This window comes from Pseudomonas sp. QS1027 (genome assembly GCF_002814235.1).
Lineage (GTDB): Bacteria > Pseudomonadota > Gammaproteobacteria > Pseudomonadales > Pseudomonadaceae > Aquipseudomonas.
On sequence record NZ_PHSU01000003.1, the window covers coordinates 126,893 to 149,999 of the forward strand.

At 60.9% G+C, this 23,107-nt stretch carries 20 protein-coding genes; 6 read left to right on the forward strand and 14 right to left on the reverse strand.

The window, feature by feature from the left end:
• Nucleotides 1–200: 200 nt before the first annotated feature.
• The 5 genes from CWE01_RS01210 to CWE01_RS01230 all read right to left on the reverse strand — a co-directional run bounded on the left by CWE01_RS01210 (nucleotide 201) and on the right by CWE01_RS01230 (nucleotide 5,191).
• Nucleotides 201–902 carry an ABC transporter ATP-binding protein gene (locus CWE01_RS01210; RefSeq protein ID WP_100938696.1) on the reverse strand — a complete coding sequence of 234 codons (702 nt, stop codon included), beginning with the start codon at nucleotides 900–902 and terminating at the stop codon, nucleotides 201–203.
• Nucleotides 903–1,670, reverse strand: coding sequence for a high-affinity branched-chain amino acid ABC transporter ATP-binding protein LivG (gene livG / locus CWE01_RS01215; RefSeq protein ID WP_100938697.1), 768 nt, complete (start codon nucleotides 1,668–1,670; stop codon nucleotides 903–905).
• Complete coding sequence (locus CWE01_RS01220) at nucleotides 1,667–2,920, reverse strand: high-affinity branched-chain amino acid ABC transporter permease LivM (RefSeq protein WP_100938698.1); 1,254 nt, start codon at nucleotides 2,918–2,920, stop codon at nucleotides 1,667–1,669. Before CWE01_RS01220 ends, livG begins: the two co-directional genes overlap by 4 nt.
• Nucleotides 2,917–3,840 carry a high-affinity branched-chain amino acid ABC transporter permease LivH gene (gene livH, locus CWE01_RS01225; protein WP_100938699.1) on the reverse strand — a complete coding sequence of 308 codons (924 nt, stop codon included), beginning with the start codon at nucleotides 3,838–3,840 and terminating at the stop codon, nucleotides 2,917–2,919. The genes CWE01_RS01220 and livH overlap by 4 nt, the downstream gene beginning before the upstream one ends.
• Before the next feature lie 232 nt (nucleotides 3,841–4,072).
• Nucleotides 4,073–5,191: a branched-chain amino acid ABC transporter substrate-binding protein gene (locus CWE01_RS01230; protein ID WP_100938700.1), complete on the reverse strand. Its 1,119-nt coding sequence runs from the start codon at nucleotides 5,189–5,191 to the stop codon at nucleotides 4,073–4,075.
• 360 nt (nucleotides 5,192–5,551) lie between these two features.
• On the opposite strand from CWE01_RS01230, the gene CWE01_RS01235 reads away from it, so the two are divergent.
• Nucleotides 5,552–5,857 (forward strand): DUF2288 domain-containing protein, encoded by a 306-nt coding sequence (locus CWE01_RS01235; protein WP_100938701.1) that lies wholly within the window; start codon nucleotides 5,552–5,554, stop codon nucleotides 5,855–5,857.
• Nucleotides 5,858–6,025: 168 nt separating this feature from the next.
• Here the strand turns inward: CWE01_RS01235 and CWE01_RS01240 are convergent, their stop codons facing one another.
• The 3 genes from CWE01_RS01240 to CWE01_RS01250 form a co-directional block, all read right to left on the reverse strand.
• Complete coding sequence (locus CWE01_RS01240) at nucleotides 6,026–8,194, reverse strand: hypothetical protein (RefSeq protein ID WP_100938702.1); 2,169 nt, start codon at nucleotides 8,192–8,194, stop codon at nucleotides 6,026–6,028.
• Between the two features lie 197 nt (nucleotides 8,195–8,391).
• The gene (locus CWE01_RS01245) at nucleotides 8,392–10,599 is read right to left on the reverse strand and encodes a bifunctional diguanylate cyclase/phosphodiesterase (RefSeq protein ID WP_100938703.1); all 2,208 of its coding nucleotides are present in this window, start codon (nucleotides 10,597–10,599) and stop codon (nucleotides 8,392–8,394) included.
• A 125-nt stretch (nucleotides 10,600–10,724) separates the two neighbouring features.
• Nucleotides 10,725–11,093, reverse strand: a complete 369-nt coding sequence (locus CWE01_RS01250) for a YkgJ family cysteine cluster protein (protein ID WP_100938704.1) — start codon at nucleotides 11,091–11,093, stop codon at nucleotides 10,725–10,727.
• Nucleotides 11,094–11,355: 262 nt separating this feature from the next.
• Here CWE01_RS01250 and CWE01_RS01255 point away from each other — a divergent pair, with 262 nt between their 5' ends.
• Nucleotides 11,356–12,702 (forward strand): MFS transporter, encoded by a 1,347-nt coding sequence (locus CWE01_RS01255; RefSeq protein ID WP_100938705.1) that lies wholly within the window; start codon nucleotides 11,356–11,358, stop codon nucleotides 12,700–12,702.
• Between the two features lie 65 nt (nucleotides 12,703–12,767).
• On the opposite strand, the gene rapA is transcribed toward CWE01_RS01255, so the two are convergent.
• The gene (gene rapA / locus CWE01_RS01260) at nucleotides 12,768–15,614 is read right to left on the reverse strand and encodes an RNA polymerase-associated protein RapA (RefSeq protein WP_100938706.1); all 2,847 of its coding nucleotides are present in this window, start codon (nucleotides 15,612–15,614) and stop codon (nucleotides 12,768–12,770) included.
• Between the two features lie 246 nt (nucleotides 15,615–15,860).
• Here rapA and CWE01_RS01265 point away from each other — a divergent pair, with 246 nt between their 5' ends.
• On the forward strand, nucleotides 15,861–16,202 hold the full coding sequence (locus tag CWE01_RS01265) for an aspartate-semialdehyde dehydrogenase (protein WP_100938707.1): 342 nt from the start codon (nucleotides 15,861–15,863) through the stop codon (nucleotides 16,200–16,202).
• Here CWE01_RS01265 and CWE01_RS01270 read toward each other — a convergent pair.
• The 3 genes from CWE01_RS01270 to gcvA all read right to left on the reverse strand — a co-directional run bounded on the left by CWE01_RS01270 (nucleotide 16,172) and on the right by gcvA (nucleotide 18,836).
• The gene (locus tag CWE01_RS01270) at nucleotides 16,172–17,401 is read right to left on the reverse strand and encodes an aminotransferase class V-fold PLP-dependent enzyme (RefSeq protein ID WP_100938708.1); all 1,230 of its coding nucleotides are present in this window, start codon (nucleotides 17,399–17,401) and stop codon (nucleotides 16,172–16,174) included. The two genes, CWE01_RS01265 and CWE01_RS01270, sit on opposite strands and share 31 nt — an antisense overlap.
• A complete protein-coding gene (locus CWE01_RS01275; protein WP_100938709.1) occupies nucleotides 17,398–17,868 on the reverse strand; it encodes a RidA family protein in 471 nt (156 codons plus the stop codon). The genes CWE01_RS01270 and CWE01_RS01275 overlap by 4 nt, the downstream gene beginning before the upstream one ends.
• An 89-nt stretch (nucleotides 17,869–17,957) precedes the next feature.
• Nucleotides 17,958–18,836: a transcriptional regulator GcvA gene (gcvA, locus tag CWE01_RS01280; protein ID WP_100938710.1), complete on the reverse strand. Its 879-nt coding sequence runs from the start codon at nucleotides 18,834–18,836 to the stop codon at nucleotides 17,958–17,960.
• 190 nt (nucleotides 18,837–19,026) lie between these two features.
• Here gcvA and CWE01_RS33495 point away from each other — a divergent pair, with 190 nt between their 5' ends.
• A complete protein-coding gene (locus CWE01_RS33495) occupies nucleotides 19,027–19,188 on the forward strand; it encodes a hypothetical protein (protein ID WP_177144120.1) in 162 nt (53 codons plus the stop codon).
• A 144-nt stretch (nucleotides 19,189–19,332) separates the two neighbouring features.
• Nucleotides 19,333–19,449 (forward strand): cytochrome c oxidase subunit CcoM, encoded by a 117-nt coding sequence (gene ccoM / locus CWE01_RS34050; RefSeq protein ID WP_305729465.1) that lies wholly within the window; start codon nucleotides 19,333–19,335, stop codon nucleotides 19,447–19,449.
• 181 nt (nucleotides 19,450–19,630) lie between these two features.
• On the opposite strand, the gene CWE01_RS01285 is transcribed toward ccoM, so the two are convergent.
• Entirely contained in the window at nucleotides 19,631–21,106 is a 1,476-nt protein-coding gene (locus tag CWE01_RS01285) for an inorganic phosphate transporter (RefSeq protein ID WP_100938711.1), read from the reverse strand.
• 205 nt (nucleotides 21,107–21,311) lie between these two features.
• Nucleotides 21,312–21,512, reverse strand: coding sequence for a hypothetical protein (locus tag CWE01_RS01290; protein WP_040064907.1), 201 nt, complete (start codon nucleotides 21,510–21,512; stop codon nucleotides 21,312–21,314).
• A 621-nt stretch (nucleotides 21,513–22,133) separates the two neighbouring features.
• Between CWE01_RS01290 and pcaR the strand changes: the two genes are divergently transcribed.
• On the forward strand, nucleotides 22,134–22,976 hold the full coding sequence (gene pcaR, locus CWE01_RS01295) for a pca regulon transcriptional regulator PcaR (protein ID WP_100938712.1): 843 nt from the start codon (nucleotides 22,134–22,136) through the stop codon (nucleotides 22,974–22,976).
• The last annotated feature ends 131 nt before the right edge of the window (nucleotides 22,977–23,107 follow it).

Here is a 23,107-nt window from a genome sequence, read left to right on the forward strand (position 1 = left end):
TGTCTTCAATGATGAAAGCAGGGGTTGGGTGGGTTTCAATGCTTTCTTGCCTTACTTGAGCCTTGAGGCCAGGGGTTGTTACAGCCTGCGGCAAAAATAATCGATTATTTTTCGCGACGGTACCCGGCAAGGCTTTCCCCATCGTTCAGCGGCTAAAGAAAAGCCCCGATAAATCGGGGCTTTGCTTGGTACGCGGGGCATCAACCGCCCAGATACGCCTCACGCACTTTCGGGTCGGTCAGCAGGTCGTTGCCGCTGCCTTCCATCACCACCCGGCCGTTTTCCAGCACGTAGGCCCGGTCAGCGATTTTCAGCGCCTGGTTGGCGTTCTGTTCCACCAGGAACACCGTCACACCGTCCTTGCGCAGCTGTTCGATGATATCGAAGATCTGCTGGATGATGATCGGCGCCAGGCCCAGGGATGGTTCGTCCAGCAGCAACAGTTTCGGCTTGCTCATCAGTGCCCGGCCAATGGCGAGCATCTGCTGTTCACCGCCGGACATGGTGCCGCCGCGCTGGTTGAAACGTTCCTTGAGACGTGGGAACAGTCCCAGGACCTTGTCCATCTGCTCCTGATAATCGCCCTTGCTGGTGAAAAAACCTCCCATGGAGAGGTTTTCTTCCACGGTCAGGCGGGCGAACACCCGGCGGCCTTCCGGCACCACGGCAATACTCTTGCGCATGATGATGGAGGACTCCTGGCCCACCAGCTCTTCGCCCATATAACGAATGCTGCCGCTGTGGGCACGGGGTGAACCGCACAGGGTCATCAGCAGGGTGGACTTGCCCGCACCGTTGGCACCGATCAGGGTGACGATCTCGCCCTGGCGCACTTCGACGTTGACGCTGTGCAGGGCCTGGATCTTGCCGTAGAAGGTGGAAACGTTTTCGAATTGCAGCATTTACGCTTCCCCCAGGTAGGCTTTGATCACTTCGGGATTTTCACGGATCTGTTCCGGCGTGCCATCGGCCAGGGGGGTGCCCTGGTTGATCACGACGATATGATCGGAAATGCTCATGACCAGTTTCATGTCGTGTTCGATCAGCAGCACGGTAACGCTGTGCTCTTCACGCAGAATGCTGATCAGGGCCTTGAGGTCTTCGGTTTCCTTGGGGTTCAGGCCCGCCGCCGGTTCGTCGAGCATGAGGATCCGCGGACGGGTCATCATGCACCGGGCGATTTCCAGGCGGCGTTGCTGACCGTAGGCCAGGGTGCCCGCCGGGCGGTTGGCGAACTCGGTCAGGTTGACCTTGTCCAGCCAGTACTCGGCGTATTCCATGGCTTCGCGTTCGCTCTTGCGGAACGCCGGGGTCTTGAACAACCCGGCCAGGAAGTTGGTGTTCAGGTGCCGGTGCTGGGCGATCAGCAGGTTCTCGACCGCGGTCATGTCCTTGAACAGACGCACGTTCTGGAAGGTCCGCACCACGCCCTTGCGGGCGATCTCATGGCCGGCCAGGCCCTGGATCGGCTGGCCGTCGAGCAGGATGCTGCCGGCACTCGGCTTGTAGAACCCGGTCAGGCAGTTGAACACCGTGGTCTTGCCGGCGCCGTTCGGGCCGATCAAGGCCACCACTTGTTTTTCCAGGACGGTCAGGGCCACGCCATTGACCGCCAACAGACCACCGAAGCGCATGCTCAGGTCGGTTACTTTCAGGATCTCACGGCTCATTTACGCAGCTCCATGTGAGGACGTTGCATGGGCAGCAGACCTTGTGGACGCCAGATCATCATCAGCACCATCAAGGCGCCGAACATCAACATGCGGTATTCGCTGAACTCACGCATCATTTCCGGCAGCAGGATCATCACCACGGCGGCGAGGATCACCCCCAGTTGCGAGCCCATGCCACCCAGGACGACGATGGCGAGAATGATCGCCGACTCGATGAAGGTGAACGACTCCGGCGTGACCAAACCCTGGCGAGCGGCGAAGAAGCTGCCGGCGAAACCGGCGAAGCAGGCGCCCAGGGTGAAGGCCGAGAGCTTGATCACGGTCGGATTCAGGCCCAGCGCACGGCAGGCGATTTCGTCTTCGCGCAGCGCTTCCCAGGCACGGCCGATGGGCATGCGCAGCAGGCGGTTGATGACGAACAACGCCAGCAAGGCCAGCAACAGGGCCACCAGGTACAGGAACACCACCTTGCTCACCGGGTTGTACGCCAGCCCGAAGAACTCGTGGAAAGTCTGCATGCCCTCTGCGGCGCTGCGTTCGAACGACAGACCGAAGAACGTCGGCTTGGGAATGTTGCTGATGCCGTTGGGGCCGCCGGTGAGGCCGGTGAGGTTACGCAGGAACAGACGGATGATTTCACCGAAGCCCAGGGTCACGATGGCCAGGTAGTCACCGCGCAGGCGCAGTACCGGGAAGCCCAGCAGGAAACCGAAGCTGGCCGACATCAGGCCGGCGATCGGCAGGCAGATCCAGAAGCCCAGGCCGAAGTAGTGCGACAGCAGCGCGTAGCTGTAGGCGCCGACGGCGTAGAAGCCCACGTAACCCAGGTCGAGCAGGCCGGCGAGGCCGACCACGATGTTCAGGCCCAGGCCGAGCATCACATAGATCAGGATCAGCGTGGCGATGTCGACCGCGCCCCGGGAGCCGAAGAACGGCCAGACCAGGGCGGCGGCGATCAGGCCGATGATGATCCAGCGCTGGGTCCGCGGCAGGGTCAGGAACTGGCCGACCTTGGGCGAAATCAACGGGCCACGGGATGACTTGAACAGTGCACCGACCTGTTGGCTGAAGAGCACGCGCAGGAACATCAGCACCGAGCACAGGGCGATGACGCCCAGGGTCAGCGGACCCGTACCGTGCACTTCGAGGTTGATCCCGACAATGCTCAGCTTGAGTCCGAGCACCGGAAAGGCCACGGCCCAGACCAGCAAGGCACTGAACAGCGCCGATTTGAGATATTTGTTCATACTTTCTCAACCTCCGGACGGCCCAGGATGCCGGTCGGCCGGAACAACAGCACCAGAACCAGAAGACCGAATGCCACCACGTCCTTGTACTGGTCGCCGAACACGTCGGCGCCAAAGGCTTCGGCCACGCCCAGCACCAGCCCGCCGAGCATGGCGCCCGGAATACTGCCGATGCCGCCCAATACCGCCGCGGTAAAGGCCTTCAGACCCACCAGGAAGCCGGCGTTGGGGTTGATCACACCGTATTGCATGCTCAGCAGCACGGCCGCGATCGCCGCCAGTGCGGCACCGATCACGAAGGTCAGGGCGATGATGTTGTTGGTGTTGATCCCCAGCAGGTTGGCCATCTTGATGTCTTCGGCACAGGCGCGGCAGGCGCGGCCCAGGCGGGAGCGGGAGATGAACAGGGTCAAGCCGAGCATCGCGAGCAGCGTGACGACGAACACCACGATCTGCATGTAGGAAATCAGCACTTCATGTGCACCACCTGGCCCGAAGGAGATATTGCCGGGGATCAGGTTGGGGATGGACTTGTCCTTGGAGTCTTGCGCCAGCAGAACGGTGTTCTGCAGGAAAATCGACATGCCGATGGCGGAGATCAGCGGAATCAGGCGATTACTGCCACGCAAGGGGCGGTAGGCGATCCGTTCGATACTGTAGCCGTAGGCACTGGTGACGACGATGCTCGCGATAAAGGCAGCAGTCATCAGCAGGGGGACGCTGTCGAGTCCCATCATGCTCAGTCCGGCAATGGCGATGAACGCCACGTAGGAGCCGATCATGTAGACCTCGCCGTGGGCGAAGTTGATCATTCCAATGATGCCGTAAACCATCGTATAGCCGATGGCGATCAGGGCATACGTGCTGCCAACGGTCAGGCCGTTAACCAGCTGTTGGAAAAAGTGATAGATGTCAGGCATTAAAGCGCTCCTAAAAACCTGATACGCATTTCACTGGTGGAGTCATTTTCCCGCTCGGACCCCGTGGATCTGCATCCACTTCGGGTGCAAGTTTTGCCAGCGAACCGCTGATGACGGTTTTGAGATTTTCAGGTGGACGGGTTTCCGGATCACGGAAAAACAGGCCCATTACCTCGTAAAACAAAGCCCACGGCACGCCGTGGGCTTTATTGGCAGTCAGTCAGGGCGAGCCTTACTGAGGCGATGCTTCGGTTTTAGGTTTGCCGAAGTGCCACTCGTAGACTACGAATTTGAAGTCTTTGAGGTCACCCTTGGCATCGAAGCTCAGGTCGCCAGTCGGGGTCTTGAAAGTCCCGGCGTGGATGGCTGCAGCCACTTTGGCCGGGTCTTCGCTCTTGGCGGCGGCGATACCGCCGGCAATGACTTCAACCGCGGAGTAGGAAGGGAACACGAACGGGCCGCTCGGGTCTTCTTTCTTGGCTTTGAAGGCGTCAGCCAGGGCGACGTTGGCCGGATCCTGGTCGAAGGACTTCGGCAGGGTCACCAGCAGGCCTTCGGAAGCTTCCTTGGCGATCTGCGAGATGGAGTCGTTACCCACGCCTTCCGGACCCATGAACTTGGCCTTCAGGCCTTTTTCCTCGGATTGACGCAGGATCAGGCCCAGCTCCGGGTGGTAGCCGCCGTAGTAGACGAAGTCGACGTTGGCTTGCTTGAGCTTGGCGATCAGCGAAGAGAAGTCCTTGTCGCCGGCGTTGATGCCTTCGAACACGGCAACCTTGACGCCTTTCTTCTCCAGGGTTTGCTTCACGGCGGTGGCAATGCCTTCACCGTATTGCTGTTTGTCGTGGAGTACCGCAACGATCTTCGGTTTCACGTGGTCGGCGATGTAGTTACCGGCGGCAGGGCCCTGGGCGCTGTCCAGACCGATGGTACGGAAGACCATTTTGTAACCACGAGCGGTGATTTCCGGGCTGGTGGCAGCCGGGGTGATCATCACTACGCCTTCGTCTTCGTAAATGTCCGAAGCCGGTTGAGTCGAGCTGGAGCACAGGTGGCCGACAACGAATTTCACACCGTCGTTCACGACTTTGTTGGCCACGGCGACCGCTTGCTTCGGATCGCAAGCATCATCGTATTCAACGGCTTCGAGTTTCTTGCCATCGACGCCGCCCTTGGCGTTGATCTGCTCGATAGCCATTTTGGCGCCACTGAACTGCATGTCGCCGTACTGGGCCACAGGGCCGGTTTTCGGGCCGGCAATGCCGATCTTGATGGTGTCTGCAGCGAAAGAATGGCTGGCAACCCCGGCCAGAACCATAGCGGCGAACAGTTTGGAAATCTGCTTAGTCATTAGTGCTCCACTCTTGCTGTTGTAGTTTTTAGAGTCCTACGGCCGTAGCTGTGGGACCGGGTCAGATTTAACGCCGATATCCCGGTTCTTGCCCCGGCAACTGTACCGATACAGTTTAGTGTGCGCCCTCATCGATTGGATAGCGGGCAGCCGGAGGCAAAATCGAGATATGTCGCTTAAGTGAAAGAAAGAGACAGAATTGCGTCAGATTGGCCTGCAGATTTTTGTCTGGATGTTGCTAGCTTTCAGCTGCAATCCCTGGCGCCTTCGATCCCCTCGATCACCCCTTCATTTCATCTGGGTTTTTCCAAGCGAGCCTCGACGTTATGATTGCGCCGATTTTTTCTCAGGTGGAACCCCATGATTCAAGAACCTAGCACCCTCTATGCCAAGCTGCTTGGTGAAACCGCATCTATTCGCTGGGAAGAGCTGCAACCGTTCTTTGCCCGGGGTGCCCTATTGTGGGTCGAGCCGGCACTGGATCTGATCGCCGCCGCCGAGGCCGTGGCCGAGAACCAGGCTGGGAAAGTCGCTGCATGGCTGGCGAGCGGGGAGCTTGCCAAGGTGTCTGAGTCGCGGGCGCTGGATCTTTTCGAACGGGATCCGGAGTTGTGGGCGGTGGTGGTTTCACCCTGGGTGATGGTCCAGGAAAGAGCAACAAAATAATTCAGCGCACCTTAATCGTGCATAACCCTTATGCATTTATAGCTGGGCGGTGTGTAGGTCAGTAACTGCGTTGCGCAGTAATGGCAGTTTGCCCGTGGAGAAAATGCACAGGGGCAGGTGCGCCCCACGAGCCGCCAGTCGATGGCTGGCGGCTCGTGGGGGGCTTTTCTAGTACTCGGTCTTGCCGGTGTGGTTGTTCAGCGAAATGACCTTGGTCTTGCCGATGCGGTGACGGTAGATCTCGCGCAGGTACTTGATCGCCTTCTTCACGCAGTCGCGGGACAGGCGGATATCGTTGATCGAGACGAACTTTTCCTTGTCGTTGATCAGCTCGCGATACTTCTTCTCGTACATCGGCTTGATCGCGTACCAGTTGGTATCGAGGATTTTCGCCGGGTTTTCGAATTCGTTGAGCAACTCGTCGAGGCTATCTTCGTCGAACTCATCGCGGGTGATGAAGTCCAGCATCGAGTTGTCCAGCGTGTCGTCGAAACGGTACGGATTACGCGCGAAGCAACGCTTGATAAAGGCCACGATCAGCGTCAGGAAGTCGTCCGACAGGCACGGGCTCTTGGCGATCAGGGTGGTCAGCGACAGGTTCGCCGACGCGCCGATCACCAGGGCATAGCGCTTGAGCGTGGTGTTGGGAAACAGGCTGTTGAGGTGAGTCTTGAGCCGGTTCAGGTCCATGTAGGACAGTTTGTAGTCCTTGGGCAGGGAGACGATCGAGACCACCGACGAGCAGTTCTTGAAGAAGTGCAGGTCGTGCAGCGCCGCGGCGTCGTAGCCCGAAGTCTTGTACTGGTCGAGGGCCGCGCGATAGCGCTTGGACTCGATCGGCAGCAGGCTGATGCCTTCGATCGCCTGGGTCACTTTGTTGAAGTGCGGCAGGTCGATGGAACGGAAGAACAGGTCGTCGATATTCAGCCGCTGAGGCTCTTTCTCGAACACTTTGAACTTGTCGCCGGTGGGCGCCGGCTGTTCCGGTACCACGGATTCGGCGTAGGCAATGGCCACCGGGCCGGCCAGGCTCATAAACAGGTCGTTGGCATCCAGGCGAATGGTCTCGCCGATGTCGATGCCGGCACGCCGGAAATAGTTCTGGTCGTAGTCGGTGGTCACCGCCTGGGCGGTCAGGATGTTGAAGATCTGCTGGGAGATGTACTGGTTGGCGTGCTTCTCCATGGCATTGACATCGATGTTCTGGATGTTGCCGTCATCACTTTCTTCGGCATAACGCATGATGTCGTTGGAGATCAGCATCATCGCGTTCCACGGGCGAATGCGGCCCATGACACTGGCTTCGCTGCTGTCCTCATTGTCGAAGTTGTACGAGAAGTCCCATTCTTCGGACAGGTACTTGCAGAGCAGGCGACCGGCGTTGATGTGCAGCGCTTCGGACATTTCACTGCGGTGGTCGGAAATGTTCGGCAGTACGCAGATACCGCTGGTGAAGATCGGCTCGAACACGAAGGAGTGGCCGCTCTTGCTGTCGTGCTCGTCGGCCGGCTTGGTGTCGAAGGTCTTGTTCATGTAGGAATATTGCTGGGCCAGGCCGAACTCCGAGGCCATGCCCGAACCGGTACCGCCGCCGGCACTGAAGATCGAGAAGTACAGGCGCGACTGGTTGGCCTTGATGCCGCAGGAGTCGATCAGGTACGAGTGGATCATTTTCCAGTCGGGGCTGGAGAAGCGCTGGGTGTCCTTGTTCAGGATGATCTTGGCCAGGTACTGGCCGAGGATCGGCGCGTTGCCCGCACCACCGGCATGGACTTCCGACAGGTCCATGATCTTCATCTTGCTGTAGTCGCGGATAAAGCCGCTTTTTTCACCCTTGCGCGAGAAACGGATGCGCCCGGCGATGTCCTTGTCCAGGTCGCCGAGCATCACCAGCGGTTCCACCAGGAACACCGGCTTGGCGGATTTGTTCTGCACCAGGCGCAGGTTGTTGCGGATCCATTGCGCGGGACGGTAGCCCTTGTCGCTGACCTTGTCGTCGTTGTTGAACTCGTTGAGGTAGAACTTGCGCGCGTTGTACACCAGTTCCGCGACGTCCAGCGCAATGTTCGAACCGCAGCGGCCCAGGCCGATCAGGCACACGGAGGGGAATTCCTGGTCGCGGCGCAGCTCGTTTTCGCCTTCGGCCGAACGAGGGAAGACCATGTCGCGCAGGCCGTCGAGGTTGTCGAGGATGCGGTCGGTGTTGGTTTCGGTGAAGTACAGGTACTGCTGAGTCGACAGCGGACGCGATGTGGAATGGGCCTTGTAAGGTTTTTCCGCGACCGTGGGCGCTATCAGATCGGAGACTACGTTGGCTGGAGTATTTTTAGAGGTCATTGTGCGCCATTTGCCTGGTCTGGTTCGGCGGTCGAAAAGATATCAACGCGCCATCACGGAGTGAGAGATCGCGACTGTACCTCGCGATATTGGCCTGAGCGATAGGGTTTATCCCTAGGCGCCCCCAGGGGGGAGCCTTGCTTGCAATACCGAAGGATCGGCCAAAAATTGGCGTTCTTTAATTGGCGGGGAACTTTTTATGAATTTTGCACTATCAGCGGATTGAACGCGGTGCTGGGGGATTGCCGGCGCTGGTTGAGCTGGCGCAGCACCGGCAGCAACTCCTCGAGCGGAACCGGTCGGCTGAGCAGGTAGCCCTGGATGTAGTCGCAGTCGTACTGCGCGAGGAATTCGTATTGCTGTTGGGTTTCGACGCCTTCGGTGACCACTTGCAGGTGCAGGGTGTGGGCCATGACGATGATCGCCTGGACGATTTCCATGTCCTGGGTCGATTTGGGAACGTCGAGGATGAACGACCGATCGATTTTCAGGGTGTTGAGGGGCAGGCGCTTGAGGTAGGCCAGGGACGAATAGCCGGTGCCGAAATCATCGATGGACAGTGACACGCCGAGGCTGCGGATCTGCCGCAGCAGTTGCAGGGTGCTGGAAATATTGCCCATCAGGGCGTTCTCGGTGACCTCCAGTTCCAGGCGGTGGGGCGGCATGCCGGCGGCGCGCAGGATACTTTCGATTTCATCGGCCAGCTCTTCCCGTGCCAGGTTCAGGGCCGAGCAGTTCACCGCGATCTTCAGTTCGTCGCAGCCGTGTCCGGACAGCCAGGCCAGGTCCTCGCAGGCTTTGCGCATGACCCAGCTATCGAGTTCGGCGATCATCCCGTTGGCTTCGGCGATGCCGATGAAGCGGTCGGGCGAGAGCAGCCCGTGCTGGGGGTGTTGCCAGCGCACCAGGGCTTCAAGTTTGGCGACCTGACCGCTCTTGAGGTCGTAGATCGGTTGGTAGTTCAGGACCAGGCCGCTGCCGTCGCGCAGGGCATGGCGCAATTCCTCTTCGAGCTGCAGTTCCAGGGTGGCGCGGGTTTTCAGGTTGGAGCTGAAGAAGTGCAGGCTGTTGCGCCCCGCGCCCTTGGACTGATACAGCGCCAGATCGGCGTTTTTCAGCAGTTCCTCGCAGGATTTGCCGTCATCGGGAAACACGCTGATGCCGATGCTGGTGGTCATGACCATGCGACGACCGGCCAGCTCGATGGGCTCCTTCATTTTCAGCATGATGCGCTGGGCCATGTGCCGGGCTTCTTCGCGGTTGTGCAGGCCGATGAGGATGCAGAACTCGTCGCCGCCGAAGCGCGCCACCACATCGTCGTGACTGCGGGTCGCGCTCTTGATATGCCCGGCGATGACCTTGAGCAGTTCGTCGCCGGCATCGTGGCCGAGGCTGTCGTTGATCCGCTTGAAGTGGTCGATATCGAGGAACATGACCGCCAGCATGCCGCCGTTGGTGCTGCGTTCCATCAGTCTTTCGGCGAAGATCTGGTTGAAGCCGCGGCGGTTGATCAGGTTGGTCAGGGCGTCGTAGTGGGCCACTTGCGCCAGTGACAGACGCGCCTGGTCCAGCTGGCTGAGCAGGGCATTGACCCGTCGCAGGTCGTGTTCCTTGTGTTGCAGCTTCTTGTCCGCCAGGGCCGCGCTGATGCTGCTGCCGATGATCAGCAGGGCGATCAGGGCGACGGTCATGCCCAATTGCAGGTGGTTGTTGTCCGCCAGTGCGGGCAAGGCGCTGCCGGCCGGCAGCATCAGGTGCAACGACCACATCCCGATAAAGTGGGTGCTGAAGATGCCGGCACCCATCACCAGGCTGGCGGTGTATTTGAGCAGTTGGTGAAAGATCCCGCTGCCGGTGCGAAAGCGCCGGGACAAGATCAGGGCCGCGAGGCTGGCACCGATGGCTACCAGGACGGAAAGCCCGGCCAGGGCGGGGTTGTAGTACTGCACCGCACTCGATTGCAATGCCGACATGCCGACATAGTGCATGGCCGCAATGCCCAATCCCATGAACAGCGCGGCGCGCAGGTACTGTGAGGTGCGCAGTTCGGCATGCCCCAGGGTGTGCATGGCCAGGAAGGAGGCCAGCAGGGCGATCAGCAAGGACGAGAGGGTGATCGGCAGGTCGTATTGAATGTCGATGGGCGCCTGGAACGCCAGCATGCTGATGAAGTGCATGGCCCAGATGCCGCCGGCCAGGCAGCAGGCGCCGACCCAACGCCAGATCCGCTGCTGTGAAGGTTTTTCCACATGACCGACGCGTTCAGCCATGTCGAGCATAGCAAAAGAGGCAGCGCAGGCGACCAGGTAAGCCAGCAGCACCAGCAATGGATTATGGCTGCAATTGAGCAGCAGCTGCCCGGTCTCGGGAAGCTCGTTAACAAAATGCAAGCCCAGCCATTCCATAGCATGCCCTACTTGACGCCTTGGACTACCGGCGCGCTCAGCACCGACCAATGCGTTGGAGTATAGAGGCTCACCTCAGGCTGCAAGGGATCATGGCAGAGTGATGCCAATGATTTGGAAATGACCTAAATAGCGATTGGTACTAAAACCCCGGCCTGTTCCGGCTCCAACGGAGGCAACCCGGCCGCCGCGCGGGCCTTGTCGCAGTACTCGTTGTGCACGCCATCGACCCATGACGCCTCGAATTCCCGGCAGGTGCTCGAGCGTTGGTGATAGATGGAGCAACTGACCTGCTCGCCGACCTTGCCCTCAAGGGCGGTGCAGCGCGGAGAGCCGCGTTCAGTGCCGAGCATGGCGACGTGGTTGACGCCGACCTGGGTGACCAGTTCGTCGGGCACCAGGCCACCGGCGGAGGCGCATTCTCCCCAGTAGAAAGACACGCGGAAATACGCACAGCAGGCACCACAATTCAGACACGGATTAGCGTCGGGCATGGAAGGTCACGGAGAAAGTGGGGGGAGTCAATCGACGGCTATTCTAGGCTTCGGCCCGGGCTTTGGAAGGTATTTTTTGCATAACCTTTGCCGCCGTCCCGGTCCGCGACAATAAGGTGCCAGGGCAGGGCGCGCAGGGCATTGCCGGGTATCAGCGCCACGAATGGTGGCAGACAGTCCCGGCGCCGCTCACTAGATTGAGGGTTCCGGGCTCAACGCGTCTGGCGGGTAGGCCCCTATAACAATAAAAGAGACGGACCCCATGCAGAACTCGACCCAAGCGGCGAATGCCTGGCGCATTCTGTTCCTGTTGTTCCTCGCCAACCTCTTCAACTTCTATGACCGTACCCTGCCGGCGATCATCATCGAGCCGATCCGCATGGAGTGGCATCTGAGCGACTTCCAGATCGGCATCATCGGCACCGCATTCACCATTGTCTATGCCATTGCCGGCCTGCCCCTGGGGCGGATGGCCGACAACGGCTCGCGCAGCAAACTGATGGGCTGGGGCCTGGCGGTCTGGAGTGGGCTGACGGCGGCGAACGGCCTGGTGGGCAGTTTCACGACCTTTCTGCTGGTGCGCATGGGGGTGGGTATTGGCGAGGCGGCTTATGCGCCAGCCGCCAACTCGCTGATCGGCGATCTGTTCCCGGCACACCGCCGGGCGCGGGCCATGGGCATCTTCATGCTCGGCTTGCCGCTGGGGCTGGTGCTGGCGTTCTTCACCACCGGGGCCATGGTCAAGGCTTTCGACAGCTGGCGCGCACCGTTCTTTATCGCGGCGGTACCCGGGCTGTTGCTGGCGGGGTTCATGTTTTTTATCAAGGAACCGAAGCGCGGCGCGGCGGAAACGGTGAAGGTGTCCCAGGAAAAGGTCGACCGTCCAGTGCGTCGCCTGATGGCGATCCCGACGTTTCTCTGGCTGGTGCTGGCGGGGCTGACCTTCAATTTTGCCACCTATGCCTGCAACTCGTTTCTGGTGCCGATGCTGCAGCGCTATTTCCTTATGCCCCTGCAGGAAGCGGCGGTGGCGACCGGTTTGATTGTCGGGGTCACCGGATTGGTTGGCTTGACGCTGGGCGGTTGGGTCGCGGACAAGCTGCACCAGCGGATCGCCAATGGCCGGCTGTTGTTCGCCGCGGTGAGCCTGGTGATCTCGACGCTGACCACGGGCTGGGCACTGCATGCCGGGCGGATCGAGATCGGTGTGTTCGTGGCGGTGTTCAGTGTCGGTTGGCTGTTTGCCTACAACTTCTACACCTGTGTTTATACGGCGATCCAGGACGTGGTCGAGCCGCGGCTGCGGGCGACGGCGATGGCCGTGTACTTTGCCGGTCTGTATCTGTTGGGGGGTGGTTTGGGGCCGGTGGTGGTCGGTTTGCTGTCCGATCATTTCGCCCATGCGGCGATGCTGGCGGCGGGGGCCGAGCAGATGAGCGAGGCGTTCAAGGCCGTCGGCCTGCATGACGCGATGTACCTGATTCCGGGCGCCTTGTTGCTGACGCTGGCGTTCCTGTTCCAGGCGGCGCGGTGTTTCAGCAAGGATGCGCAGCGTATGCGCGAGGGGATGGTGGCGGATGCGCCGGGTGTGGCGCCGGCTACTGCCTGACGCCCGAGCGCCAACCTGTAGGAGCCAGTAAGCCGGATCCTACAGGTTGGTGTGGCAGGTGACTGTCAGCCCGCCACCAACACCCGAATCGCTTCCAGGCGCAGCGCAGCTTTTTCCAGCATGGCCAAGCCCTGTTCACGCTGTTGACGCAACGCCACCAGCTCGCTGTCACGCACGCTTGGATTGACCGCCTGCAACGCGGTCAGGCGTGCCAGCTCCTCATCGGTATCCGCCGCCAGGCGCCGTTGGGCCTCGGCCACGCGCTCGGCGTGACGCGGTGCGATCTTGGCTTCACCGGCGTTGATCTTCGGCGTCAGGCTGTCGCGCTGGGCCTGGATGAACTTGTTGGCGCTGGCCCGTGGCACGCTTTCCAACTGGTCGTTCAGGGTTTCAAAGGCCACCCGGGTCGACAGGTCGTTGCCATTGGCATCCAGCAGGCAGCGCAACGCCGCCGGCGGCAGGTAGCGGCCCAGTTGCAGCGAGCGCGGTGCAACCACCTCACTGACATAGAGCAGCTCCAGCAACACGGTGCCGGGCTTGAGCGCCTTGTTCTTGATCAGCGCCACGGCGGTGTTGCCCATCGAGCCGGACAGCACCAGATCCATGCCGCCCTGCACCATCGGGTGTTCCCAGGTGATGAACTGCATGTCTTCGCGCGACAGCGCCTGGTTGCGGTCGTAGGTGATGGTCACGCCTTCGTCGTCGCCCAGCGGGAAGCTGGCGTCGAGCATCTTCTCGCTCGGCTTGAGGATCAGGGCGTTTTCCGAATGGTCTTCGCTGTCGATACCGAAGGCGTCGAACAGGGTTTCCATATAGATGGGCAGGGCGAACTGGTCGTCCTGCTCATGGATCGCCTCGACCAGCGCGTCACCTTCGCCGGCGCCACCGGAGTTGAGTTCCAGCAGGCGGTCGCGACCGGTATGCAACTCGGCTTCCAGGCGCTCACGCTCGCCGCGGGCTTCGTCGATCAGCGCTTGCCACTCGCCGTCGTCGGCGTTTTCCAGCAGCGGCAGCAGGCGCGGGCCGAACTGGTGCTGCAAGGCGTTGCCGGTCGGGCAGGTGTTGAGGAAGGCGTTCAGCGCTTCGTGGTACCACTGGAACAGGCGCTCTTGCGGGCTGGTCTGCAGGTACGGCACGTGCAGTTCGATCACATGTTTCTGGCCGATCCGGTCGAGACGGCCGATCCGCTGCTCCAGCAGGTCCGGGTGGGACGGCAGGTCGAACAGCACCAGGTGGTGGGAGAACTGGAAGTTGCGACCTTCACTGCCGATTTCCGAGCAGATCAGCACCTGGGCGCCGAATTCTTCGTCGGCGAAGTAGGCGGCCGCGCGGTCACGTTCGAGGATATTCATGCCTTCGTGGAACACCGTGGCCGGAATCCCGGAGCGCACGCGCAGGGCGTCTTCCAGGTCCATGGCGGTTTCGGCGTGGGCACAGATCACCAGGACCTTGGTGCGCTTGAGCATTTTCAATTGGTCGATCAGCCACTCGACGCGCGGGTCGAAGCGCCACCAGCGGGCTTCGTCGTCGGTGTCCGGCTGGGCCTGGAAGCTGACTTCCGGGTACAGCTCGGCGTGTTCGCCCAACGGCAGTTCGAGGTATTCGTCCGGGCATGGCAGCGGGTAGGCGTGCAGCTTGCGCTCCGGGAAACCCTGCACGGCGGCGCGGGTGTTGCGGAACAGCACGCGGCCGGTGCCGTGGCGGTCGAGCAGTTCACGCACCAGGCGCGCGCTGGCTTCGGCATCGCCGTCGTTGACCGCGGTCAGCAGGGCTTCACCTTCGTCACCGAGGAAACCCTGGATGGTCTTGTGCGCGGCAGGCGACAGGCGGCCTTTGTCCAGCAGTTCCTGGACGGCTTCGGCCACCGGGCGATAGTTCTCGCTCTCGGCGCGGAAGGCCTTGAGGTCATGGAAACGGTTCGGGTCGAGCAGGCGCAGACGGGCGAAGTGGCTGTCCTGGCCCAGTTGTTCCGGGGTCGCGGTCAGCAGCAGGACGCCGGGAATGGTCTCGGCCAACTGTTCGACCAGGGCGTATTGCGGGCTGACCTGATCTTCGTGCCAGACCAGGTGGTGGGCTTCGTCGACCACCATCAGGTCCCAGCCGGCGGCGAACAGCGCATCCTGGGCCTTCTCGTCTTCCACCAGCCACTCCAGGGCCACCAGGGCCAACTGGGTGTCTTCGAACGGGTTGCTGGCATCGCTTTCGATAAAGCGTTCGGCGTCGAACAGCGCGACCTGCAGGTTGAAACGCCGGCGCATTTCCACCAGCCATTGGTGCTGCAGGTTCTCCGGCACCAGGATCAGCACGCGGTTGGCGCGGCCGGAAAGCAGCTGGCGATGGATCACCAGGCCGGCTTCGATGGTCTTGCCCAGGCCCACTTCGTCGGCCAGCAAGACCCGGGGCGCGATGCGGTCGGCGACTTCCCGGGCGATGTGCAACTGGTGGGCGATCGGTTGCGCGCGCACGCCGCCCAGGCCCCAGAGGGAGGATTGCAACTGGCGGCTGGTGTGTTCCAGGGTGTGGTAGCGCAGCGAGAACCAGGCCAGCGGGTCGATCTGCCCGGCGAACAGGCGGTCGCTGGCCAGGCGGAACTGGATGAAGTTCGACAGCTGGGTTTCCGGCAGCGTGACGGCGTCGTTCTGGGCGTTGAGGCCGTGATAAACCAGCAATCCGTCGACATCGTCGACTTCCCGCACGGTCATCTTCCAACCTTCGAAGTGGGTGATGGTGTCGCCCGGCGAGAACCTCACGCGGGTCAGGGGCGCATTCCGTAGCGCATACTGGCGGGTGTCGCCAGTGGCCGGGTAGAGCACGGTCAACAAGCGGCCGTCCTGTGCCAGAACGGTGCCTAAACCCAACTCCGCTTCGCTGTCACTGATCCAGCGTTGCCCCGGTTGATACTGCTGCGCCATGCTGCCTGACTCCCGCCTTGAAAAAGCCGACTATGTTAACGGAATCGATGCTTTCAGGCCAAAAGAAGCTCACAAATACCGCGCTTTTAGCGAGCATCCCGCCTTTAACAGGTGCGAGACCTGGAAGAAAGGGTAGCTCATCGGCATCTCGGGCACCTTTGTCTGTTAATCCGGTCACAGTTTGACCATCCTGGGCTCAAGTCGCCGCGCGTGCCGCCGACAGCCTGACGACAGGAGAATGCCATCATGCTGCCACCGATACTGCCATTGAGCGTCGTACCGATTACGTCCCAGACGGATCCGATTCGACCGCAACCGAACATCCCCCCCGTGGTGCCGGTCCAACAAAGCTCCAATGAGAGCACCATCGACCTGCAAAAGCGTGACCCGGACGAGGCCGGTTGGCTGCTGCGCGAGGAACAGCGGCGTCAGCAGGAGCAGCAGCAACGCCGCCGCGAAGCCGACGATGACCCCGAGCTGCACCTGGCTGTCCCGGGCGATGAGTTGAATGCCGATAACACCGTACCCGTGGTGGCGCTGATGGACGATCAGCCACGTCAGGGATTGCTGGTGGACGTCGAGGTCTGACGGCGCTCGTTGGCCAACGTGCGCAGGGCTTTGAGCAAGGTGTCGATTTCTTCCGCGGTATTGAGATGGCTGACGGCGATCCGCGCAATGGCCGGCAGATCCCGGGCCCGCATATCCAGTGGTGTATAAGCTGTGCCATTGGCCCCCAGGTTGATGCCACTTTCGGCCAGCCGCTGTTTCAGTTCAAAAACATCCCAACCTTCCAGCGTGAACGCAATCAGCCCTGATTGTTGTCCGGGCAGGCCCAGGTCGCGCAGTTCAAGGCCGTTGATCTGACCCAGTGCCTGGCGCAGTGGCAGGCTTAATGCCTGGATTCGCTGATAAATGCCTTCGATCCCCAGTTCCATAGCTTCTTTCAGCGCATTCGCCAGTCCGGCCAGCAGCGCCAGGGAGACTTCGCTGGTTTCAAAGCGGCGGGCATCGTTCCTCGGGGTGAAGGCGTGGCCGTCCCAGGGCGCCGAGAGCACATCGAGTTGGGTTGGCTTGAGTCGTGCCATGAATTCCGGGCGTATATACAGCAGTGCTGTTCCCCTCGGTCCACGCAGGAACTTGCGCGCGGCGCCCTTGAGTACATCGCAGCCCAGGGCCTGGACATCGCAGGGCAGTTGGCCCAGTGCTTGTCCGGCATCGATGAAGTAGGCAATGCCATGGCGCCGCGCCACTTCGCCGATGGCTTGTGCCGGGTTGATCAGGCCGCCGTTGGCCGGTAGCCAGGTCAGGGCGATCAGCTTCACATGCGAATCGATCATGCGTTCCAGGGCGGTCACCGATACCGCGCCGCTTTCGTCACAGGGGATCACCTCGATCCGGGCGCCCGACTGCAGGGCCTGGGTCATGCAGGCCAGGTTGCCGCCCCATTCGTGCCGGCCCACCAGGATCCGGTCGCCCGCGCCCCAGCCCCCCAAGGCGCCGAATGCCATGCCCCAGGCCGCCGAACCGCTGCTGGTAAAGGCAATGGCGGCGCTGTCGGTGCCGAGTAGCCGGGCCGCCCAGTGGCGAGCCTGCTCCTGCAGCCTGGCCCCTTCAACGCCGGCCTCCATGGGGCCGCTTGTCGCTTCGCGCAGCAATTGCGCGTTGATGGCGTCCAGCGTGGCCTGGCTGGGCAGTGAGGCGCCGGCGTGATTGAAATGGATTACCTGGGCGCAACCGGGAGTGGCGGCACGTAGTCGGACGATTTCTTCAGCCAGCGGATCGTTCATGGCCGCAGCTCGAAAATCGCGTCGATTTCCACGGCAACACCGCTGGGCAGGCTGGCGACACCGATGGCGGTCCGTGCATGGCGACCTTTGTCGCCGAGGGCATTGACCAGCAGATTGGAGGCGCCGTTGGCCACGGCGCCCTGGCGTTGGAAATCGGCGCTGCTGGCGACAAAGACACCCAGGCGGACGATCCGCACCAGGCGCGACAGATCATCGTCGAGGGCGTGCCCCAATTGCGCCAACAGGCCGAGCGCGGCGAGTTCCGCGGCCTGCGCCCCCTGGGTTTCGTCCAGGCTGTCGCCCAGGCGCCCGATAAAGGCCGGTTTGCCATCCTGCAGGGGAATCTGTCCGGAAATGAACAGCTGGTTCTGGCTGATGACGTAGTTCACATAGTTGGCGATCGGCTGCCCCGGTTGCGGCAGGTTCAGGCCTAGCTGGGCCACTCGGTCGGACAGGGAATGATGCATTGGGCAAACCTCCGGGAAAGAGGCTTGAGCATGCTGGGCCGACCGTGGGCCGACAAACGCATAGATTCAATCCGACGTATCCAGATAACTCATGGGTCGGCGGCGCTGCACTGCTCCTGCAACCACTCGCAGAAGCATTCGGCGGCTGGGCTCAGGGCGCTGTTGGGTTTGACCAGCCAGTAGCCGATCTCGCCTTCAAAGGCTGGCTGGTCGAAGGCATTCACCAGCACGCCCTCCTTGAGGCGGCGCTCGATCAGGCGCTGGCGCCCCATGGCGATACCCTGCCCGGCGATAGCCGCCTCGACCACGATGTTGTAGTCGTGGAGCATGACGCTGGGGTAGTGCTGGACGTCGAGATGATGGTGGCGGGACCAGTCGATCCATTCGAACGGTTGCGGTGCCTGTGACATGAGCAGAGGGCCGTGCTCGATGCCGTGGGCCTTGAAGGCCGGGCTGCAGACCGGAAAGAGGCGTTCGCCCATCAAGCGTACGGCGTTGACATGGGGCCAGCCGCCTTTGCCATAGCGGATCGCCAGGTCCACCTCGGCGCCGGCCACATCGGCCAGTTGGATCGTGGGTTCCAACTCGACCCTGATTTGCGGATGGCGCAGTGTGAAGCTGGTCAGGCGCGGGGCCAGCCAGAGAGTGGCGAAGGAGGCCAGCAGGCCGATGCGCAGCACCTGGTTTTGCCGGGGCAGCCTGAGCTGGCGGGTGGCCTGGGCGATCTGTTCCAGGGCCGGGCGGATTTGCTGGTAGTACTGGCGGCCTTCTTCCGTGAGATCTATCGCGCGGGTGCGTCGGATAAATAGTTGCCGGCCCAGATGCTCCTCGAGCTTATGCACCTGGTGGCTGATTGCGCTTTGACTGACGCACAGCTCATCGGCGGCCTTGATAAAGCTCAGGTGACGGGCCACGGCCTCGAAGGCGCGCAGGGCCATCAAGGGCGGCAGATCCTGGTGCAACGCCACTTCGGCTCTCCTTTGCATGTGATCGAGGCCTGGGGATTGTGCTGGGAAATCGCGGGACTGCCCAGGCCTTGTTGAGAGGGAAGTCTGGATAACCGGCTGACTTGCCCGCATTATTAGCCCATAGCGCGTGTTGAAGGTTGCCGATAGTGGCCCTTTGATAGAACTCGACGGATAGCGATGTAATCTGACCATGAACCAAGACGACAAGTTGATCGACCTTAATACCGAACGGGCCAAGCGTGTCCATGATCTCAATGAAAAGCGCCTGAATGAAGTTCGCCAGGCGTTCGAACAGGCCATGCCGCTGGGCAAGGGCAAGAAAAAGCCGAAGAACAAACCGAAAAAGCGCTGATACCCCCACTGACTCTTGATATGGGTCAGTTATTTCCCTTCTCCCGCGCCCAGCCTTGGGCGGCATTGATCCTGGTCAATTTCTTACTGTGCCTGCTGGGCTAACTTAGCTGCATCGCAACAGGGCAAGTGCAGGAGGCCAGTCATGTTCTTCGATAACGTGGTGATCGCCGGAGTGCTGACCGTCGGCCTCATGGTGATGTTCTTCGCCGGTTTTGGAATTTTTATCTGGAAAGACTCACAGAAACGGAAGAAACCGTAGAGCTTCCAGGGAACGAGCACGCAAGGCATTTTGGGCGACTTCGGTCGCCCTTTTTTTTGCTCTTTTTTTGTAGAAGGCGCCAGTATCGGGGTGGGTATTGGCCTTGGGTCCCAGTTATACCGCGCAATAAAAAAGGTGCGGTCCCGACGGGAGCGCACCTTTTTTCGTTAGCCGCCCGGAGTCAGCTGCCAAGCACCTTCGTCGCCAGCCAGAACAGGCCAGCGGACAAACCGATGGTCATTGGCAGCGTCAGCAGCCAGGCCAGCAGGATGGTCTTGATGGTGCTGCCTTGCAGGCCGCTCTTGCTGGCAATCATGGTCCCGGCCACACCCGACGACAACACGTGGGTGGTCGAGACGGGCAGGGCGACGATGTTCGCCAGGGCGATCAAGCCAGCGGTGGTGATTTGCGCCGACATGCCCTGGGCATAGGTCATGCCCTGCTTGCCGATCTTCTCGCCGATGGTCAGGACCACGCGCTTCCAACCGATCATGGTGCCCAGGCCCAGGGCCAGTGCTACCGCCATGATCACCCAGAACGGTGCGTATTCGGTGGTGGTGGTCAGGTCCTTGCGCAGTTTTTCCAGGTCGGCCTTTTCACGGGAATCCAGGCCCGGCAACTTGCCGACCTGCTTGGCGGTGTCATCCAGGCAGAGCAGGTCGCGACGCACTTCAATGCGCTTGTCCGACGACAGCGAATGGTAGTCGGTCACGCCCGTGAGGTTGCTCATCAGGGCGTTGATGTTCGCTTCGGTGCGTTGCGGGTTGCAGCGGAACTTGCCCGGCATATCGTCGGCAACATTTTTGCCCAGGGCGAGGAATTCGCTCAGGGTGGCGTTGTTGCGCTGATAGAACTGGCTCAGGTGCAGGGTCGCGTCGCGGGTGCGTTCGATCTGGTAAGTAGTGGTGCTCAGGTCGAGGACGAACTGCGCCGGGACGATACCGATCAGCACCAGCATGATCAGGCCGATGCCTTTCTGGCCATCATTGGAGCCGTGCACGAAGCTCACCGCCATGGCGGAGATCACCAGCACCATGCGGTTCCAGAACGGCGGGTGCTTCTTGTCGTCGATCTTGCGTCGTTGTTCCGGGGTCTTGTGCATCTTGGACTGCGGACGCCACCATTTCAGGCCGACCAGTATCAGGCCCGCCACCAGCAAGCCGGCAATCGGCGAGAAGACCAGCGAGGCGCCGATATCGACGGCCTTCTGCCAGTTCACCCCTTCGCTCACGGGGATGCCGTTGAGCAGGGCATTGGCCAGGCCGACACCGAGGATCGAGCCGATCAGGGTGTGGGAGCTGGAGGCCGGGATACCGAAGTACCAGGTACCCAGGTTCCAGGCGATGGCCGCCGTCAGCAGCGAAAACACCATGGCCAGGCCATGTCCGGTGTTGACGTTGATCAGCAGTTCGACCGGCAGCAGGTGGACGATCGCGTAGGCGACGCCGACCCCGCCCAGCAGCACGCCGAGGAAGTTGAATACACCGGAAAAGAACACCGCCAGGTGAGGTGGCATGGCCTTGGTGTAGATAACAGTGGCCACCGCGTTAGCGGTGTCATGAAAGCCGTTGATGAACTCGAAGCTGAGGACAAAGGCCAGGGCGAGCACCAGGCTTACAATCACCCAGGCATCCAGTCCGCTGAATAAATCGATCATGAAGGTTTTCTGACCCGGTCATAAGGGGGCGCGATTATGCCAGAAAACTTTCAGGTGAGGGCCTGCCTGACGCCATTTGACCTGAGTGGGTGGTCAGGACCGACGGTTGACACGCGGATGGCGTAAGTCTTGGCGTCCGGCGGGCCAGGCATTGTCCGGGTAGGAAAGGCCTGGCAGCCAAGGGCGAGGCCCGATACCGATAAGCCTAAGGCTCTTCGGCCTTGAGTTCCTTTTCCATCTTTTGCAGTTCCTGGGTAAACGCCTGGTCCAGAAGACTGGCTCGTTTGCGCCAGGGTTTACGCTCTGGATCGGGTTGCGCGGCGTAGGTGGTGACAGCCCCGCCGTAAACATCCTTGTAACGTTGTTCCTGGCGCTCAAGTTCCGCGCGCAGTTCGTCTTTCGTCACAGTACTACCTAATTTGAGTTGAGTTATTTGTGTTCCATTAAACACAACCGCCCTGACGAGACGTTCAATCTCGGGCTTGAGCGCTGAAAGTCGGAACCCCTGTCGGGCCAGACGGCCTTGAGGTCGTACAGGGTATTATAGCGGTCGGTTTGACTGACACTATCGCGAAGATAAGGGAGTTCGTCAACTTTGTTGGTGAGTTTTGTGATGTAGGAGTTTTTAACTGTAACTTGAGGGCGAGGTAACCGCTGCCTGTTTTTTGACGACGGTTATCAATTCAAGTTGCAGTGCAATAAACCCGATACTTGAAAATACAATCCCGATTCTGTTGGCGCGCCGTTGTTCAACTTATTGATCGACGCCTCGCGCGTGACCGCCAGGGGGTTAAAAAAACGGCCTCACTTCGTGGGTGAGGCCGGACCGACGCAGCCCTCCCGGTGGGTACCTGACCAGTATCCCGGGAAAACCGCAGCGGCGCGTCCAAGGTATAAGCTGCGACGATCAGGGTCAATTGCGATTATCGGCCAGTGGTTCGATAATCGCACAAAGTTGAAGAGGCCGGGCTTGTCTATCCGCCCAAGCCCGCCTGTAATGGGCCTCCACGGCAGACAAGGAATTTTGATGAACGACCAACTGCGCGATGCCTTCACCTCTGTGGCGCCACCCATCGTGGCTTCGCCGGCCAAGCGCATCCAGGCGTTTACCGGTGACCCTGATTTCATGACCTCGCTGGCCCGTGGCCTGGCGGTGGTGCAGGCGTTCCAGGAACGCAAACGGCACCTGACCATTGCGCAGATCAGCCACCGTACGGAAATTCCCCGCGCGGCCGTGCGACGTTGCTTGCACACCTTGATCAAGCTCGGCTACGCCACTACCGACGGGCGGACCTATTCGCTGTTGCCCAAGGTGCTGACCCTGGGACACGCGTACTTGTCGTCCACGCCCCTGGCGGTGTCGGCGCAACCCTATCTCGACCGCATGAGCGAGCAGTTGCACGAGGCTTGCAACATGGCGACCCTGGAGGGGGACGACATCCTCTATATCGCCCGCTCCGCCACCACCCGGCGACTGATCTCGGTCGACCTCTCGGTGGGCGGCCGGTTGCCGGCCTATTGCACGTCCATGGGGCGCATCCTGTTGGCGGCGCTGGACGACGCCTCCTTGCACGAGTACCTCGAACACGCCGACCTGCATGCCAAGACCAGTCGCACCCTGCATACTCCCGAAGCGCTGCTCGAATGCCTGCAACAGGTTCGCCAGCAGGGCTGGTGCATTGTCGACCAGGAACTGGAGCAAGGTTTGCGCTCGATTGCGGTACCGGTCTACGACGCTTCCGGGCAAGTACTGGCGGCGCTGAATGTCAGCGCCAGTGCCGGGCGTGTCAGCTGCGGCGAGATGGAGCAGCGTTTCCTGCCGAGCATGCTCAAGGCCAGTCGCGAGCTGAGTGCGCAGCTGTTTTCCTGAGTACGGACGGCTACGCTTTCCCGGGCAACGCGTCTGAAGGATCAAACGGTAGCTTGCAAACAATGCGTTCGATTATCGAACGGTTAATCGATTATCGGATTGTTTGGCCGCCGATCCCCGGCTTACCCTGA